Source organism: Mycobacterium sp. PS03-16, assembly GCF_004570325.1.
Classification (GTDB): Bacteria; Actinomycetota; Actinomycetes; order Mycobacteriales; family Mycobacteriaceae; genus Mycobacterium.
Genome location: NZ_SPQO01000001.1, coordinates 276,364 through 293,972, shown reverse-complemented (window position 1 = coordinate 293,972; position 17,609 = coordinate 276,364). Strand labels below are relative to the sequence as shown.

At 70.3% G+C, this 17,609-nt stretch carries 11 protein-coding genes; 4 read left to right on the top strand and 7 right to left on the bottom strand.

Annotated features, from left to right (window positions below; all coding sequences use genetic code 11):
• Genes E4P42_RS01355 through E4P42_RS01335 form a run of 5 tightly spaced genes read right to left on the bottom strand, consistent with a single transcriptional unit; the run spans window position 1 to window position 11,959 of the window.
• A complete protein-coding gene (locus tag E4P42_RS01355) occupies window positions 1-4,248 on the bottom strand; it encodes a hypothetical protein (RefSeq protein WP_135122547.1) in 4,248 nt (1,415 codons plus the stop codon).
• A complete protein-coding gene (locus E4P42_RS01350) occupies window positions 4,248-7,049 on the bottom strand; it encodes a hypothetical protein (protein ID WP_135122546.1) in 2,802 nt (933 codons plus the stop codon). The genes E4P42_RS01355 and E4P42_RS01350 overlap by 1 nt, the downstream gene beginning before the upstream one ends.
• Window positions 7,046-9,991, bottom strand: coding sequence for a DUF6603 domain-containing protein (locus E4P42_RS01345; RefSeq protein ID WP_135122545.1), 2,946 nt, complete (start codon window positions 9,989-9,991; stop codon window positions 7,046-7,048). Before E4P42_RS01345 ends, E4P42_RS01350 begins: the two co-directional genes overlap by 4 nt.
• Window positions 9,992-10,036: 45 nt before the next feature.
• Window positions 10,037-10,579, bottom strand: a complete 543-nt coding sequence (locus E4P42_RS01340; protein WP_135122544.1) for a peptidoglycan DD-metalloendopeptidase family protein — start codon at window positions 10,577-10,579, stop codon at window positions 10,037-10,039.
• A 9-nt stretch (window positions 10,580-10,588) separates the two neighbouring features.
• Complete coding sequence (locus tag E4P42_RS01335) at window positions 10,589-11,959, bottom strand: hemopexin repeat-containing protein (protein WP_135122543.1); 1,371 nt, start codon at window positions 11,957-11,959, stop codon at window positions 10,589-10,591.
• A gap of 395 nt (window positions 11,960-12,354) precedes the next feature.
• Between E4P42_RS01335 and E4P42_RS01330 the strand changes: the two genes are divergently transcribed.
• Window positions 12,355-13,851, top strand: coding sequence for a S8 family peptidase (locus E4P42_RS01330; RefSeq protein ID WP_135122542.1), 1,497 nt, complete (start codon window positions 12,355-12,357; stop codon window positions 13,849-13,851).
• A 9-nt stretch (window positions 13,852-13,860) separates the two neighbouring features.
• Window positions 13,861-15,126 carry a serine/threonine protein kinase gene (locus tag E4P42_RS01325; RefSeq protein WP_135122541.1) on the top strand — a complete coding sequence of 422 codons (1,266 nt, stop codon included), beginning with the start codon at window positions 13,861-13,863 and terminating at the stop codon, window positions 15,124-15,126.
• Window positions 15,127-15,206: 80 nt separating this feature from the next.
• Here E4P42_RS01325 and E4P42_RS01320 read toward each other — a convergent pair whose 3' ends face one another.
• Together E4P42_RS01320 and E4P42_RS01315 are read right to left on the bottom strand one after the other, a co-directional pair.
• On the bottom strand, window positions 15,207-15,662 hold the full coding sequence (locus tag E4P42_RS01320; RefSeq protein ID WP_135122540.1) for a carboxymuconolactone decarboxylase family protein: 456 nt from the start codon (window positions 15,660-15,662) through the stop codon (window positions 15,207-15,209).
• A 36-nt stretch (window positions 15,663-15,698) separates the two neighbouring features.
• Window positions 15,699-15,947: a hypothetical protein gene (locus tag E4P42_RS01315; RefSeq protein ID WP_245233838.1), complete on the bottom strand. Its 249-nt coding sequence runs from the start codon at window positions 15,945-15,947 to the stop codon at window positions 15,699-15,701.
• An 85-nt stretch (window positions 15,948-16,032) separates the two neighbouring features.
• Between E4P42_RS01315 and E4P42_RS01310 the strand changes: the two genes are divergently transcribed.
• Together E4P42_RS01310 and E4P42_RS01305 are read left to right on the top strand one after the other, a co-directional pair.
• Window positions 16,033-16,803, top strand: a complete 771-nt coding sequence (locus E4P42_RS01310; RefSeq protein ID WP_135122539.1) for a hypothetical protein — start codon at window positions 16,033-16,035, stop codon at window positions 16,801-16,803.
• Window positions 16,804-16,842: 39 nt separating this feature from the next.
• On the top strand, window positions 16,843-17,571 hold the full coding sequence (locus tag E4P42_RS01305; RefSeq protein WP_209305663.1) for a DUF3060 domain-containing protein: 729 nt from the start codon (window positions 16,843-16,845) through the stop codon (window positions 17,569-17,571).
• The last annotated feature ends 38 nt before the right edge of the window (window positions 17,572-17,609 follow it).

Here is a 17,609-nt window from a genome sequence, read left to right as displayed (position 1 = left end):
TCAGCCCGGCAGGTTCAGGGTGAAGTCGCCGCCCTCGATGGTGGGCGGCATGGTGCCGCGCAGCTCGGGGAGATCGGTGAGGTCCATACCGCGCACCCGGGCGAGTTCGTGGGCTTCCTCCACCGCGGCGTGCACGTCCTCGGCGTGCCACCCGCGGCCGCGGTCCGGCGGTACCGCGACGAGAACCGCCTGAGGTGCCCGGGCATCGGGACGTGCGGTGTGGAAGGCGATGCCGGCCACCTCGTCCGCGGTGCCCGGGCGGTGACCGGTCCGGGGCAGCGCCTCGGACCAGGAGTCGCACACGAAGCCGGTCACCGTGGCGGGCTGGGCGACGGGCGAGTCGTCGTCGCGGGACAGCACCGTGCACGCGCGGGCGGTGCCCTGGCTCACCGCGATCCAGGGCGGGCGCACAGTGGCCGGCGCCTGCGTGACGTCGAAGCCGGCCGCGCGGGCGCCGCCGGTCATCTCGGCGGCCGCCAGGGTGTCACCGAACGCCCTGACCGCCGGCCGTACCCGGCCGACGTCGCGCAGCCAGTCGGCCAGCCGGTCACCGTCAGCACCGGCGGGCCGGTGCTCGGCGTCCCACAGCGCACTGAGGCCATTGCTGGACAACGACAGTCGCGGCAGCACGCGGATCCCCCCTCCGGTGATGTCGGTGACCGCCGCGGTGACCGTGCTGATCCACTCCAGTGTGTTCGTCGAGTCGCGAGCGACACCGGACGGCGGTGCCGGCACCTGGTCGGGCAGGGTGAGTTCGGCGACCGACGCGGCGATGCGCGGTGCGACCTGAGTGAGATGCGCGGTGTCGGTGAGATCGATGTCGGCAGGCACCGCCACGCCGCACCCGATCAGCTCCGCCACGGCGCCGCCCGGATCCCCGGTGCAGCGGGAGAGGGCGTCGCGGACCGCGCTCGACCATCCGGCGAGCCGGCCGGCCATCTCGTCGAGATCGGCCGCGGCCCATGGGTCGGCGACCGGATCGAAGTGTGACCCTGCCAGGGGGGCGCTCGACGCGATCACCGACCGCAGTGCCTCCGCCAGCGTGACGAGGTCGTCGAGGCCGCTGTCGTCGATGAATGCGGTGGCGCCGGCGGCGGCCAGCAGCCGGCGCGCGAACGTCGAACCGGCACCCGAGTCGGCGGTTCGGATGACCTCCCACGCGCCGGCCCGCAGATCGGCCAACGACACCGTCGTGGCGGAGCCGTCGGCGCGGAGGCACCCGAACACCCACCGGTCGGGCGCGCCGAGCCGAATCCGGCACCAGTTCTCCAGGGCGGGTTCCAGTCGGGCCAGCCCGTTGCCGCCGTCCCATCGGCTCGCCGGGTCGAGTTCGTCGGTGAGCGCGGCGCCCACCGCGTAGGAGACGGTGTCGGCGCTGCGCGGAGTGGAGATGACCTGGTAGTCGGCGGGCAGCAGACCGGTGGTGCCCATATCGGCGGCCAGACCGGCGCGCAGCGGGTTGCCTCCGACGATCTGGTGCACGCTCTCGGCGAGAAGGAGATCGCCGACGGCGTCGAAGGTGTCGGCCACGTCGTCGATCAACTCGGTCACCGCGATCAGGTCGGCGCCGACCGCGACGGTGGGATTGCCTGCATCGAACAGGGCCCGGTCGCGGCTGAGGGCCAGACCGTCGACGACGTGGCGGGCGGCCACGGCGGCGGTGGCGGTGGCATCGACATCCGTATCGGCGCGGGGCGTCACCGGGTAGTGCCGGCGGAATGCCGGAATGAGGTGATCGAGTTGCCGGTCGTGCAGTCCCCGCTCGAAGCGATAACCCAACAGATAGTCCAGTGTCTGTCCCCGCTCGATGCCTTCCAGGGTGCGCAGTGCCGTGCGCACCCGCGTCGAGGTCAGGTTCACCGCGAAGGCCGACGGATCCGAGTGGGCCAGGCATCCCGCCCGCAGCACGGCCGCGGTGGTGGCGTGGTGCAACGACGGGGCGACGAGGTAGCCGTCGCGGGCAGACCGGCGGCCGGGCGGCAGCGGTTGCAGGTCGGTGACCCAGCCGTACGCGCCGGCGCGGAGCCCGGTCGGGTTGTCGTCGCGGATACGGGCCAGCCGCGCGGTGGCCATCGAGGTGGCCCATGCGTCGACGCGGTGCGTCACGGTGTCCAGGCTTTCGCACAGCGCCCGCTCGAGATCGGCCAGACGCTGCCCGGCGATCGCTTCGAGCTCCAGCGCGGCGACGGTCGCCTGCTGCAGCGCCAGCGCCGCCGGCCGGGCGGCGTGGTCCTCAGGCATCCCCGACGGGAACCGGTACAGCAGCGACAGCCACCACAGGGTGCGGAACAGCGGGAAGCCGAGCTGGTAGAACAGGCCGCTGGTCGACGGATCCAGCTGCGCCGCCGAGGCATTCACCGCCTGCATCTTGGCGATCAACTCCGGCGGCCATTCCCCCTGCCCTTCGGGTGGCAGGCCCGCCACGAACGCCTGCGTCTCGTGCACCACCTCCGCATACGCATGCAGCGGTCGGCTGTTCACCAATTCGAGCAGTTCCGGGGTCGGCTGCACCGCCGCCGCGAAGTCGAAGCCGGGCGGCGCCATACCGACGGGACCGCGCGCCGAGAACGGAATGTTCATGTCGGCCATGGCCATTCCGAAGGTTGCCGGGGGGTGCACCATGAACATCCGCGAGAAGGAGTCGATCTTCAGGTCCGCGATGTAGCGGATCCGGGTGGACGCCGGGCGACGGCTGAGCAGGTCGAGGATCGCCGCATCCTGATCCGGTCCTGCGCCCACCCGCTGCGCCCGGTGCACGTTCTCCTTGAAGTACGACAGTATCGACGACGCGATGTACACGATCGCTTCGTGGACGTCGTCGCCACGCCAGAGGTCGGTCGGCGTGATGGGCAGAAGGCCGTACGGCTGTCTCCCGATCCGCAGGACGGGTAGCGGTCCGCGGCTGCGCACGTATGAGGTGAAGTGTTCGGCGAGGAAACTCAGGTCGGTCGACACTCCGGTCAGATCCGAGCCCAACGGCATCCAGTCCACCGAGAGGTTGCCCAGTAGGCCGGCCATGAAGCGCTGCGCGGTGGCGGCGAGGTCGTCGTGGTCTCCGGCGCCGCCCTCCACCGCCGCCGAAGTCGCCGCGGGGTCGATGCCGAGCGCATGAGCGATGCGTTGCGATGCCGATTCGGCCGCCGCGGCGGTGCGCGCGGCGGCGACATCATCGGGGCTGCGCGGTGCGGGCCGGGAGTGCCACCCCGATCTGCTGGCGGGAGTGTTGTTCGTCGGTGTTCCGGCGGGCAGTACCGACAGCCCGGTGGTGTAGCTGTGCGCGGTGAGCAGGGCGCCCATCTCGCGGGCGGCGGTGTCGGGGTCGGCGGAGCCCGTACCGACCACTGTCACCAGGTCGTAGTGGAGGTCCGGGTCGTGGAGCGGTACCCGGACCGCCATCCCGGCGTCGACGGCGGTGTCGAAGTCGACCAGCCACCGGCTGGCCCGCTGCCAGCGGACGCGACCGGATGTGACCTCGCCGTCGTCCTGGTCGATTCCCGGCGGGGCGAAGCCGGCGGGCAGTTGCGCCGGTACGGGGGCGCCGTCGACGCGCCACATCAACCGGCCGCTGCGGTATCCCGAGAACGTGAAGTGGTCCGGCATCATCCGCGCCATCGGCGCGCGGCTCCACGTCGCATCCTTCGCTCCGCCGTCGGCGCCCGACCTCAGACACTCCACCGCCCACAGCCCGCGGTCCGCGCCGACGCCGGCCACCACCTCGGCCCAGGCGGTGGCGCGTGCGTCGTCGGTGACTCCGGGTGCCCCGACCACCTCCAGATACCGTTGTGCCAGGGCTCGTTCGGCGGCGGTGAGCGCGGTCTCGTGGCTGTCGATGTGAATGTCGTCGGGGTACACCCGGATCCACAGCTCCGCGCCGCCGGATTCTGCCGGCCGGTACAGCGTCTCCAGGCGTACCGGCAGCAAGACCAGCGGCAGGTCACCGCGGTCGGGCCACAGCGGGTCGGCGGCGGTCTCCGCGTCCCAGGCAGCGTCGACCTCCTCCACCCGCCGCTCGGCCGCCTCCGCGCGGTCGCGGGCATTGGATCTGCGGTTCTCGGCTTGCGTGCGTGCCTCGACGAAGGGCTGCCCGAACACGGAGGCCGCGTAGTCGTCGCGCATCGTGCGGGTGCGCTCGTGGATGTCGTCGGCGTGCGCTGTGCTGTTGTAGACCTCGCGCCAGGCGGCCTCCCGTTCCAGGCGGGCTGCGCGGATGGCCCGGCGTTGTGCCGCGACGCCGGTGTGCGCGGCCATCAGCGGCCCACGAGTTCGGAGGCGTGGATCAACATCCGAAATGGTTTCTGCAGGGCGATTCTGGCGATGTCGGTCGAGTCCCGGTTCCATTGCCTGTCACCGGGTTGCTCGGGCGCGGCGAGCGCGGCGTCGGCCCGGGCGAACATCCGGGCCCCGTCGGGGTGCGCTGTCAGTACCCGGGTCCACGTCAGGTCGTCCCATGTCGTGTACGGCGGATCGGCGCCGGCCCCGTCACCGAGGTCGAATCCGAACCGCATCCGCGTGGAGTTCTCCTGGAACGCGAAGAACCAGCCGGCTTGCGCCGGGGTGGGCAGCGCGCGCAGCTCGGCGGGCGGGATCTGGAACGCGTACGCCATGGTCTGCTCGTCGATGGGGAGCGCGAACAGCGGCGCCCGCCAGGAGGAGGTGTCGTCGTTGGCGACCGGTTGATCGCCGGCCACGCCGCTGAGTGCGGGCGCCGCGGCCACCACCATGGCCGGGAACCGGCGCACCACCGTGCCGCGCACCAGCAGCACCGCGATCGTGTCCTGCCCCACCGTCAGGTGGCTGCCCAGGGGTCCGGTCCACTCGTGGATCCCCGCGATGTCCGCCCCGTCGCCGGGTGTGGGCCAGAAGCGCCGAAAAGCGGTGCCGCGCATGTCTGTCGGATACTCCCGCCACAGCAGTTCGCGGTTGAACTCGTGCGCCAGCCCGACCATGAACGACTCGATGAAGGCGTTGTTGACCCCGAGTAGCGTCACCGACTCGGCGGGGAAGTCCGCGATCCCTGGCAGGAACCAGTCCGGCGCGAAATCCCGCAGCGCCAGCGCCATCGGCGCAGGGAACGTCGGATGGTCGAGCACCGGGCTGAGAGAGACGGCCGGCCCCATCCGTTCCGGCAGACTGATCCGGGCGGCCACCGCGCGGGCGATGCGGTCTCCGGGCGTCAGGGCGGTGAGCAGCGTGTCCCGCAGCGCGTCGACGTCGAGTTGCACACCGATGTCGGTGACCGCCGCACCCACCCGGTTCGTCCGGGTGAGATGCACCTTCGCGCCGGCCATCCCGGCGGTCACCTCATTGAGGTGCGGGGCGATCATCGTGCGCAGCGTCACCCCACCGCGGCGGCGGATCACGGCGGCGTCGATACCCGCGCCGGCCAGCGTCGAGGTGAGCGTGTCCGCCTCGGCGGCGAGTCCGCTGAGGCGGGCGACGTCGGAGATTGCCTGCAGGCGCCGCAGTTCGGTCGCCGCGATGACCGCGTGCTGGGCGATCAGCGCGGCCTTCGTCACGGGGGCGGTCTCGGCCCGCGTTTCGGACACGGTGAACGGCGGTGTCGGGCGCATCGCCGGCACCGGCACCGCACCGGAGATGGCTCGTTCGATGATGGACACCGACCGTGTCGACGTCGCCCGGGCGATGGTTCCTCCGGCGCGCATGATTCGGGCGAAGGCGGTGGACGCCGCGCCGGTCGGCATCACGCTGACCTCGATCGCCGTCGCCAGCGGCGGCCCCGGCGCACCCCACGGCCGGACTCGGGATGCGGCCGGTGCGGCGACGGACATCGCCTCTCCGAGCGCGAGATTGGCGATGTGCTTGTCGTGTAGGGCGGTGGTGACACCCTCGACGAGTTGGCCGAGCGCGCGCCGGCGGTTCGCCTCGCGGATGGCTCCGGCCTGCTCCCAGGCCCGCGCCATCAGCGATTCCTGGTTGAGGCGGACATACTCGGCGCCCAGTCCCGCGGCGATCCGCGTCGGTATCGCGGTGTTCAGCGTCGAGAGCCACTCCGCGCCGGGGGCGGCGGGCCCGATTTCCTCGGCGAGGACGTGGCGGCCGCCGTAGATCGGCGGGGCGACCGCGACAGGGGCGTCACCCTGCTGCTCGTCGAGCAAACCGGCGGCGGCGTTGCACTGTGCGGTGATCCGCGTGGTGAAGTCAGCGGTCACCGACTGGTCGAGTACGGATGCGGGCGGCCCGTCCAGGTCGAGCTGACCCAGCGCACCCGGCACGGGGTAGGGCGCCGGCTGCGGCGCACCCGCTAAGGGCGCGTCGCTGACCCACGGTCGGTGCACGTCGACCGACACCGTTCCGAGCGTCGCGGTGCGCTCCTTCGGGGCCGGGCCCAGCCGGCGCACGAGATGCTCGAAGTCTCCGCTCAGACCGGTGCCGAATTCCCATGAGTAGTAGACCGGCAGGTTGACCGGCGTGATCTGGTCGGCCAGCCACGCAGGAGAATACGACCGCATGGCCGGTAGGTACCCGAACGCGGGCACGATGCAGGCGCGGTACCGGGTGGACTCCCGCAGCCGGCGCGGACACAGCAGCCTTGCCACCTGCTCGGCCGGATCGTCGGCGCGTTGCACGTGCGCCCAGCCCCACGAATCGGCCAAATCGGGTAGTTGACCGACGTCGACGCTGAGCGTCGGCACCGGGTCACCGGTGACCAGTGTGCTGGAGACCGTCTCGACGACGACGAGCACGATCCACGGCCGTAGTCGTCCGTCCCTCGGCTTGGCCGGGGTGAACATCCACGGCAGCTCAACGGGCCGCAGATCCACCGACACCAGGTAGTTGTCCTCGACGTCGGCGGCCCCCGCGGGCGGATCGGTGCGCACCACCGCCCGGCCGTCGAGGCCGGCGACGCTCTCGGGACCGAGCATCGACATCGGCGCCGGGATGCGCAGCGTCGTGGCGGTGCCGTCGGGGGCGATGACGTCGATGCCCGGAGTGAACCCGGCGGCGGGCAGCCCGCCCGGGGCGTCTTCGGTGACGACGGCCCGGCCGACCGCGGTCTGCGCCCACGAGGAGAACCTGATGGTGGTCACAGTCCCGCCACCTCCCATGCCTCGGCCACCTCGACGCGGCGGCGAGGATCGGCGAGCCGCGCGGCGGTGACCGCCTGGTGCAGTTCGGTCGTGTTGCGCGACACCGGGGCGACGTCGGAGGCCTCGCTGAACGACCAGGCGTCAACCACGGCGTAGGCGGGCGTGTCGGTGACCGTCACCGCGGTCCTCGCGGTGCGCCACCAGCGCGGGTCGTCGAAGGCGGCGCCCGACACCGATTCGACCGCCTCGACCAGGTTTCCGACGGTGACGGCGATCCGGCTGCCGAGTCGGAACCGCCGCGAGATGACCTTGGTCTCGTACTCGAACTCGGCGCCGCGTTCCTCGCCGGTCGTCACCTCACCGGCGACGAATCTCATTCCGGCGCGGAAGTATTCGAACGCGGGCCGGCTGAGTTGAGCGTCGTCGGGCATGGTGACGAACGCCGCGGGGGCGAACTGTTCACGCTCCTCACCGGCGGCCGGGGCGGGCCGACCGTCCCCGAGCACGGGGTTGGCGATGTCCCAACGTTGCGGCGGGATCGGGATGCGGTTGCAGCGGTCGATGTCGATGCCCAGCGGAATGAGACTCTGCCGCACCGAGAGTGATCCGTGCGGGTGCAGCACCGCCCCGTCGGCGAGCGCCGCTCCCGCGGCGGCCGTGAGCTGGACCGGCAGGCCGGCCGGGTCCGGCGCATATGCGCGCCAGGCGGCGGGTTCGGCCAGCGCGTCGGCCAGTATTGCGCCGATGTCGGGGGCCGCCGGCGCCTGCGGGGCCGATCCGCCCCACACCTCGTCGAAGTCGAAGGAGGCGCTGAACAGGAACAGGTCGACCCGACCACGGCCGACCGCCCGCCAGCCTCCCGGTCCTTCCAGCGTCAGCCGCAGCGCGATCCCGACCAGCGTCTCGCCGAACACCTCGACCGCGACCGCGGCCGAGATCTCGGCGACGAAACGGAACGGGGAGAACTGGATCAGCACGTCGAAGCCGAGATGCCCCCGCAGTCCGCATCCGGCGACCTCGGCCACCAGTTCGGCGAGGGCACCGAACTGCAACGTGTTGGACGTGACCGCGACGTAAGCGCTGCAGCGCAGTTGGAGGAACGGACCCGAGGACAGCGTCATCGCGATGCGGTTGAGTGGAGGGACGCCGGGCGGCCGGGTGAACCGCGGATGGAAGCCGCCGGCCGAGACGACGACGTTGGCGTCGGGACCGCCCTGCACGAGCACGAACATGTCACCGGTGATCGGAATGCCCGCCATCGTGGAGTCGGTGAGGCTGGCCAGGATCGACAGGCTCGGCACCGCCGGATCGATCTGGCCGAAGAACGTCATCTGCAACTTGATCAGCGGGAGTGCAGGGTCGGGTATCGCGAGCAGAACCTTTCCCAGCACGGACAGCCGAACCGGATCCGGCAGCTCCGCGATCAGCGCCACCGAGCCGGTGAGCAGGCGCCCGCCCCAACTGATCTGGAACATCGGCCCGACGATCACCGACTCCGGCGACGGTGGGAAGAGGCGGTCCAGCATCGGAACGACGTCACGGGCGGCGGCGTCCGGGTTGGTCGGGAACAGCAGCGAGGCGGCGGTGCCGTCCTGGACCGCGCGGGTGAGCGCATCCCTGTCGATACGCCGGCCGACGCCGACGATCCCGCCCACGCCGGTGATCGCGAATCCCAGGCCGATCTGCACGCCCGGCGGCGGGAACACCGCCCCGAGCACCACCACGAACGCGCCGGTGCGGATGTCGAGGGCGCCCAGTGCGCTGACCGCCAGCGGAGGCATCTGCACGGCCAGCATGCCGCGGTAACCGTCACCGGACCGCGACAGCTGGCCCGCACCGCTGACCACGGGCAGCGACAGTGCGACCCCTGCCCCGGTCGGGACATTGCTCCGCAGTCCGCTCGGATCGAAGCCGAGCGATCCGCCGCCCAGCCGGAACGGGACCTCGAAACCGTTGCCGTCGATGTCGAGACGGATGGGAGCGGTGGGGAGGTCCAGGGCGATCGCACACCGGACCCGGACACGCACGCTGACGTCGTCAGGTGCCGGCATCAGCTCGACATCCAGCGGTCCGGTGGTGACGCCGGGCACCGAGGCGCCGGTCGGAAGCCGCACCGCGAGGGTGGAGCTGCCGGCGATGGCGATGCCATCGACGCCCGACAACGACAGGCCCACGTCGAGCGGCGTTGGCGCCGGCGCGGGCAGCAACGACGACAGCTCACCCGGCGCGATGCGCACCTCACCACCGCTGATCTGCAGGCCGCCGGCGAGAGCCGGGAGACCGCCCGACACCGACACCGTTGCGGTGACCGCGGTGTGGCCGAGATCGACGCCGGGCCCGGGCCCGGGTCCGGACCCGCTGTGCGATAACGAAATGCGGACGTGGGCGCCGTCGGATCCGCGTACCACGGTGGCGGCGCCCGAGTCCGGGAGGCGGATCTCGAGGAGGGTGCCCGCGCGTCCGTCCGCGAGGATGGACCATGCGCCGTCGATCGGCAGCGCCACCGACTGCGCGGCGTCCCCGCTGGCCACCACGTCGATGACCGGCCGGAAACCGACATCCGTGACGGCGAGTGCGACCGCGAAGTCGCCCCCGGTGGGCGCCAGACGAAGCGCGCAGGCGATTCCCCGGTCTTCGGGGGGCGACGCCGGATCCGGCGCCCACCCGAACAGTCCGGCAGCCCGCACCTGCGGTCCGCCGACCCGAGCGAGGCTGCCCAGGGCGGCGATGACCCGCGCGGTCACCGGGTCGGCCGTGCCCGCACCGGCCGCGATCGGAGCGAGCAGGCGGTCCTCGAAACCGCAACCCGTCCATTCCGGTCCGGCCGGACCGAGTCCCGGCAGACCCGCCGTCTGTCGGAGTTCGGTGAGGGCCTCGGTGAGCAGGTCGGTCAAGGTGCGCCGCAGCAACCGCAGAAGTGCCATGCCGTTGCTGTCGGCCACCCGTCGCCCCTTCTACATCGCCACCGAAATTCCGTTCGCGCGCCGTCAACTCACCCAGGGTTGGGAGCCGTCCTGGGAGAAGTTCACGGTGACGGAGTCGCGGACCGAGATGTTCTGCATCAGCGTGTAGAGGCTGTCGACGCCGCGGTAATTGGCGGGGACCAATGCACCGACGATCTCGACGAACGCCATGTGGACATGGGGCGAGATGCCGCCGAACTCGTACACCGTGCCGAGCACGTCGCCCCGGGACACGTGGGATCCGATTGCGAGTCCGGGTGGGGTATCGCTGATGTGGGTGTAGAACGCGCCCATCTGATCGTTGTGGGCGCGCATGAACAGCTGGGCACCGTAGGACCGGTTCATCTCCGTACCGTCCTGGGCCGGATTGTGCGGATTGAACCTCGTGATGTGGGCGTCGAACGCCGCGAACACGACGGTGCCGGGGTCCGCGCCGAGGTCCATTCCGAAGTGGTTGTACCACTCGTGCTGTGCGGCGTGGCCACCCTCACCCGGGCCGCCTAGCGCGGCGGTGAACCCGCCCACATCGAAGACACCGTTCATGTCCAACGCGAACGGAGCACCCATCGTCGCCTCCTACGCCAGGGCCGCGCGAACTTGCGCGGGTACCCGCGGGTCGTCGCGATGCCACTCGTCACCGGGAACCCAGCCCTCCATGTCTTTGACCGCATCCTGCACGGCGCTCATCTGCTCCGGGCTGAGCGTGCCGATCGCGGTGGCCTCCGAAACACCGGCGGCCTGAGCGGCTTTCGCGCCGTAGATATCGGGCTTGTTGTTGCCGTCACCGGCGGGCGCCCACCGGTGGAACGCCTCGGTGATGCCGAGGTCGCGGTATCGGCCCGCGGGCCACTGTTTGGCGCCCTTGGTCTTCGCCGGGTATCCGCCTTCCAGAAGCACCCGGCGGATCGCGTCACGGCCCGCCTCTTCGGTGGGGAACACGAGGAAGCTGTGCCAGTTGAACTTGTTCGGGTACTGGCCCCAGTTCGTCCCGTTGTGGACACCGGTGATGTTGCCCGGATTGTTGTCCAGCCAGGCGAAGGTGCCCGCGAAGCCCATCATGTGGGGTTGACCGCGCCGGATCATCCCGTTGGCGTGCACGACGAAGTTGTGGATCTCCTTGCCGTGCCCGCCGTAGTCGGTCGGATCGTGCGGATTGAGGCGGATCCCGTTGAGCCCGTCGAACCAGTCGAAGCGCGGGATGTCCTGCGCCTTGGAGATATTGCCGTTCCAGAACCACACGTGATCGCCGGGCACCAGCCCGGTGACCGCGGTATGTCCTCCGCCGCCGCCACTGCTGCCCCCGCCCCCGCCGGTGAGCTTGAGCCACGCCGTGTCGATGTGGCCGGCCAGGCCTGCGGCATCGAATCCCGGCCAGTAATCGCCCGTGCGCAGCGGATAACCCTCTGCCACACCGCTGCCGACCACGTACCGCACGTACTGGTCGCCCTTGAAGAAGTACGCGTTGCCGTTGTCCCACAGGATCGCCGCGTCGATGTTGTCCCCGAAACCCGTCTCCGCGAAACCCGGCCAGTCGGCGGCGATCGACGCGGGGTAGCCCGCGTCGACCGAGTCCGAGGCGATGTCGTACTGCACGTAGGCGTCGCCGCGGAAGAAGTAGGCCTTGCCGTTGCCCCAGTTGAGCGCTGCCTGGATGGTGTCACCGAACCCGGCCTCCGCCATCCCCGGCCAGTTGCCCGCGATCGGCCGGGGATATCCGGAGTCCACCGAATTGGTCGCCTGATCGATCCGAAGATACTCGCCGCCGAGGAACACATAGAGCTTCCCGGTGCCCAGATCCACCGCACTGTCCCAGCCACCGGCGAAAGCCGTTCGATCGATCCCGGCCCAACCGTTGGCAATCGGTTTGGGGTACCCGGCGTCGATCTTGTCCGCGGCGGTGTCGTACCTCGAATACGATCCGCCCCCGATGAAGTAGGCCTTGGCCACCGCACACCCCCAGTCGCGTCAATGGCTCGTGGCGGGCGCACCGCCGCGCCACCGATAATTAGAGCCGATGTCATGACTTCGCGAAAGGGATAATTGGTATTGCAAATATCGCCGATTTTAGCTAGCTCGCTTATCTACGTTGCCGGGCCGCCCCAACGCTGCGGTACGGCCGCATTCCGTTGCGGGGCAGCTGAACCCATTCCGTCCGATCACCGGACCCAGCGCGTTGAATGGCAGTGGATTCGTCGCGAATAACCCACCCAACGGAGGCTGCAGGAGTTAGCGTCAATTCGCATAGTGGACCGCACACGATGCTCCACACGTCACCGGGCGATCGATCGGGGGGACCGGTCATGACAAGCGGACTGCCACGAGGTCGAGGGCCCCGCGGCCAGATGGTCAGTCCGCTCCTTCTGCAGCCGTTGACGGAGATCCCGGACGACGCGAAGGAGACCCTGCTCTCCGACGAGGACAACGGCAGGACACTGGTGCTCGTTGAACTGCGGGCAGGCGCCGGCACCGACCTCGCCTCGACGCGCCGTCGATTCATCGCCTACTTCGAGCGGATCTTCCCCGAGCTCGAGGAGCGCCCGGTGCAGGTTGGCCGCCACTACATGCGGTGCGCCCTGAACCCGGACGAAGTCAGGGCGTTGGTCGAGGGCGGCGTGACTCCCACTTCGTCGACCCGACGCCAGGCGGTCGAGCTGATCTATCACGTCTGGCCCGACTTCGTCATCGAAGCCCAGCTGGACCGCTCGCTCACCACGATGCAGGCCGACGCCGCCTCGCGGACCTTTCGCTGCGACGGTGGCAACATCGTGTGGGCTGTTCTCGATTCCGGGATCGACGGGACACACCCGCACTTCGCCACGCACGGCACCCTGACCGCGGACGCCGTCAAGACACTGCATCGCGACTTCACCCTGGCTTCGAACAGCAATGCGACAGGCGCTCCGTTGACCGACCCCTACGGCCACGGAACGCACGTCGCCGGCATCATCGCGGGCGAATCCCCGTCCGACGGAGCGGCCGTGCGCATCGCCACCAACGAACCCACGGCGCAGGACCTGCCGCGCTGGGTGTCACGAACGCTGCCTGCGGGTATCTCGCTGTGCGGGGTGGCGCCCCGGGCGAACCTGGTGAGCCTGCGGGTCCTCGACGACAAGGGCAAGACGGTGTCGAGCGTGGTGATCGATGCCCTGGAGTACGTGCGGAACACCAACAGCGGTGGCCGTGACCTGATCATCCACGGTGTGAACCTGTCGTTGGGATGCGGTTGGCTGCCAAGGGATTACGGTGCCGGACAGAGCCCGCTGTGCCGGGAACTCGATCTGCTCGTCGGGACGGGCGTGGCCGCGGTGGTCAGCGCAGGGAACCTCGGCGCCGGCACGGTCGGCGGCGGGGTCGGGGCGACGGTGGCGGGCGCGGTGAGCAATGTCTACGGTCAGCTGTCCACGATCACCGACCCGGGTAACGCGGCCGGCGCCATCACCGTCGGGTCGGTCCACCGCTATCGTCCCCACACCTACGGCGTCACCTTCGACTCCTCCAAGGGGCCGACACTGGACGGCCGGATGAAGCCGGACGTGGTGGCGCCTGGCGAACGGATCACGTCGGCCGCCACCGGGCAGATGGCCGACGGGGTGCCGCCCCTGCAGAACCCGCCCGGATCAGCGGAGACTGCGCGCTATATCGAGGACAGCGGAACCTCGATGGCCGCGGCGCACGTGTCCGGCGCCATCGCCGCGTTCCTGTCCGCCCGCTCCGAGTTCATCGGTCATCCCGACCGGGTCAGGCAGATCTTCGTCGACACCGCCACCGATCTCGGCCGGCACCCGTTCTACCAGGGCGCCGGCCTCGTCAATCTGATGCGCGCACTCACCAGCACTTAGCGAGGAATCATGGCCACCATCAACGGACTGCCCTACTACGAGCTGCATTTCGATGCGAGCGGCGGCCTCGACACCCAGACCGGACACGGTGACGGCGGACTGCCCGCCGCCGTGGCCAACGGTGCCATCGCCGATCTGTTCGTGTTCTCGCACGGCTGGAACAACGGAGTCGCCTCCGCACGCAGCCTGTACGAGGCCATGTTCACGATGCTCGCCGACCAACTCGGCCCTGCCCGGTCGTCGAGCGCCGCTGCGGGAATCATCTGGCCGTCGTTGCTTTTCCCCGACGACGACCCGGCGACCGCGCCGCCGGTGCCGTCGACCGGCACGGAACTGGTCGCCGCGATCGCGCCCGCGTTCCCGGACCAGCGCGGTGACCTCGAGACGATGGGGCAGCTGCTCGACGACAAGCCTCAGGATTCCGTCGAGCTCGACCGTTTCCACACCATGGCGAAGGGTCTGGTCACGACCGCCCCTCAGTCCGACGAGGACGCCGGGGAGTCATCGTTGCTCACTGCGCCGACCGCAACGGCCCTCGGCCACGGCGCCACCATGGCACCCACAACCGACTCGGATGCCCAGGGCGTGGGGAACGTCTTCTCCGGCCTGTGGAAGGGCGCCAAGGAGGTCCTGCGCACGCTGAGTTACTACGAGATGAAGAACCGGGCAGGAGTGGTGGGCAAGGACGGCCTGGGGCCGCTGCTGGCGAGCCTGCGGGGCCTCGGCGGCGCGCCCCGAATCCACCTCGTGGGGCACAGCTTCGGCGCGCGCCTGGTGTCCTACGCGCTGGCCGGGTTGCCGACGTCGGACCGCACCCCGGTGAAATCTCTGACGCTCATCCAGGGTGCGTTCTCACACTTCGCGTTCTCACCGTCGCTTCCGTTCGATCGGGATCGGGCGGGCGCCCTGGCGCAGATGGCCAACCGGGTGGACGGGCCGCTTCTCGCCACCTTCACCGAAGCCGACCGCGCGGTGGGGTGGTGGTACCCGACGGCCAGCCTGCTGGCACGGCAGGACGCCGAGGCGGCGGAGGCGGTGACGTACCGCTGGGGCGCGGTGGGGCACGACGGATATCAGCACGTGCCCAACGCGCACACAGCGCCGCTGACCGACGCCGGAACCGCCTACGCGTTTCAACCGGGCCACTTCTATGCACTCGACGGCAACGCGGTGATCAACGAGAACCAGTCAGCCTTCAGTGGCGCGCACAGCGACATCCGGCACCCGCAGGTGGCGTGGGCGATCGCGTGCGCGGCGGGACTCGCGGGTCGGTGACGCCGTCGGGTTGCCCGCCGTTATTGCACGCGGTGTCGTGAAGCGCGCGCCGGCACAGCCCTGAGCGCAAACGACAGGCCTCAGGGCCGGACGGTGTGCCGGCTGAGGATCGAGACGCGGTTGAACGCGTTGATCGCCGTCGCAACCCAGATCACGGCCGAGACCTCGTCCTCGTTGAGCACCTCACGGGCGCGGGCGTACTCGCGCTCGGCGGTGTCGTGGTCGGGCAGCGTGGTGGTGATCTCGGCCAGCCGCAGCGCGGCCTGCTCGCGTTCGTCGAACAGTTCGGTGTCGCGCCACACCGACAGCGTCGCGAGTTGCTTGGCCGTCACGCCGGCCTCGTCGGCGCGGCGGTGGTGGACGTCGAGGCACGACGGGCAGCCGTTGAGCTGGGACACCCGCACGTTGACCAGTTCGACGAGCGTGCGCGGCAGCCCGGACTCGCGGGCCAGCGTTGTCACGCTGGTCGACACGCCGATCAGGGCCTTGTAGGCCGCGGGCGATTGCTTGTCGATGTGTACGTGCCGAGAGTCCATCGCGTGATGGTATGCGGCACGCTGGGGATCAGGGCGTCAGCACACCGTGCCCATGATGATTGCGCTGGAGATCAACGCGATGATGATGGCCGCCGTCTGCGCACCGAGAACCAGGGCGCCCACGACGCCGACGACGCCGAGCAGAAACACCACGGTCAGCAGCACCGACTGGATGGTCTTGTGGTCGGCGGGCTTCGGGCGCCGCGCCGCGACGGGCTGAACGGGGGCAAGCGAACCGTCGTTTACCGCATCCATGATCGGCCCTTTCGTTGTGGTGGCGGACACAATCTAGCGCGAGAGTGAGTCCGATCACAAGCAAATCGGCAACGCGCGTTGTCATCCGTGCGGGCCGCGGCCGCGAATACCGGATATGAGCACCGCACCCGTGGCCCGGTCCAGCGCTCCGTCGGTGACCGTCTGGCGGTGGGTCGCCGCCGTGCTGGCGGTGAGCCAGCTCGCCGCCCCGGCCGTGTCGCGGGCGCTGGCCGGTGACTTCTTGTCCTCGGGCGCAACGAATCAGGCGCTGGTCACGCCGGCCGGTTACGCGTTCAGCCTGTGGGGTCTCATCACGCTGCTGAGTGCGGTGACGGCGGTGTGCGTCGTGCGCTACGGGCTCGGGTCGTCATGGGAGACCGACGTGCTGGTCGACGCCGGCGTGGTGTTCGTCGGGTTCAGCGTGTGGCTGGTGGTGGCGGCGCAGGACTGGTTGTGGGTCAGTGTCGGGGTGTTCGTCGTGATGGCCGGCGCGCTACTGCACATCATGTGGCTGCTGGTTCGGCGGGCCGCGGAGCTGACGTGTCCTCGGTGGCTGCGCGTGCTGGCTACGGTGTCGTTCGGGCTGTACCTCGGGTGGAGCAGCATCGCGGTGTTCGCCAATGTCGCGGCGGCGCTGATCTACACCGGATGGTCGGCCTCGTCGGTGATGTGGCAGTTCGTGGTGCTGGCCGCCGCGGCCGTTGCGGCACTGTCGGTGACGGTGGTGCTGCGCGGGACGATCGGTTACGTCGCGGGAGTGCTGTGGGCGCTGATCGCGATCGCCCTCGGCGCGGCGCAGCGGGACAGTGCGGCGCTGTCGGTGACGGCCGCGGTCGCGGCGGTGCTCGTGGCCGGCGCGGCGGTGGTGGCGCAGGTCCGCAATTGACCCATTGAGCAGGTGTGATGCGTGTGCGACTATCTGCGCATGAACCCGCAGGACGACCCTGAGGCGCGTATCCGGGACCTCGAACGCCCGCTGGCCGACCGGGCGCAGGCCTCCGAGTTGGGCACGCAGCCCTACACGGTCGCCGGGTCGTACCCGCCGCCTCCGCCCCATCCGGACGCCCATGCGCCGTACCCCGGCGCACCGCAGCCGTATCCCCCTGCGCCGCCGCCATATTCGGGCGCACCGCCCTCGGGCGGCCCGTCGCAGGCCGGGGTCATCGTGCTGGTGGTCGTGGTGCTGGCGCTGCTGGTGGTGGGCGCCGGGGTGGCGATCTACTTCGCGAATCTCGGTTCCGGCAGTGACGGGGTGACCGGGCGGCCGACGATCGCCGGCGGCGGCGGCGCACTGGACCAGACCCGGGAGGTCGGCCCGACCGACGACCTGCCCATCGTCGTCGCGCCGGGCCTGCCGACCGGCGACCCGAACGTCGTCGAGCAGGCGCCTGCGGGCGGGCAGCTGAGCATCGCGGGTGTGGAGGGCGACAAGCGGGTCGCCTGCAATGACAGCGTGATCAGTGTCAGCGGGGTGTCCAACACGGTGACCATCACCGGGCACTGCGTGAGCGTGACGGTGTCGGGCATGGACAACGAGGTGATCGTCGACAACGCCGACGTCATCAGCGCCTCGGGCTTCGAGAACCGGGTGACGTTCCGCTCGGGTGAGCCACAGATCAACAACAGCGGCGACAACATCGTCGAGCGCGGCTGAGCCGGTCTGTCCGCGTAACGAATCAACATCAGTTCACG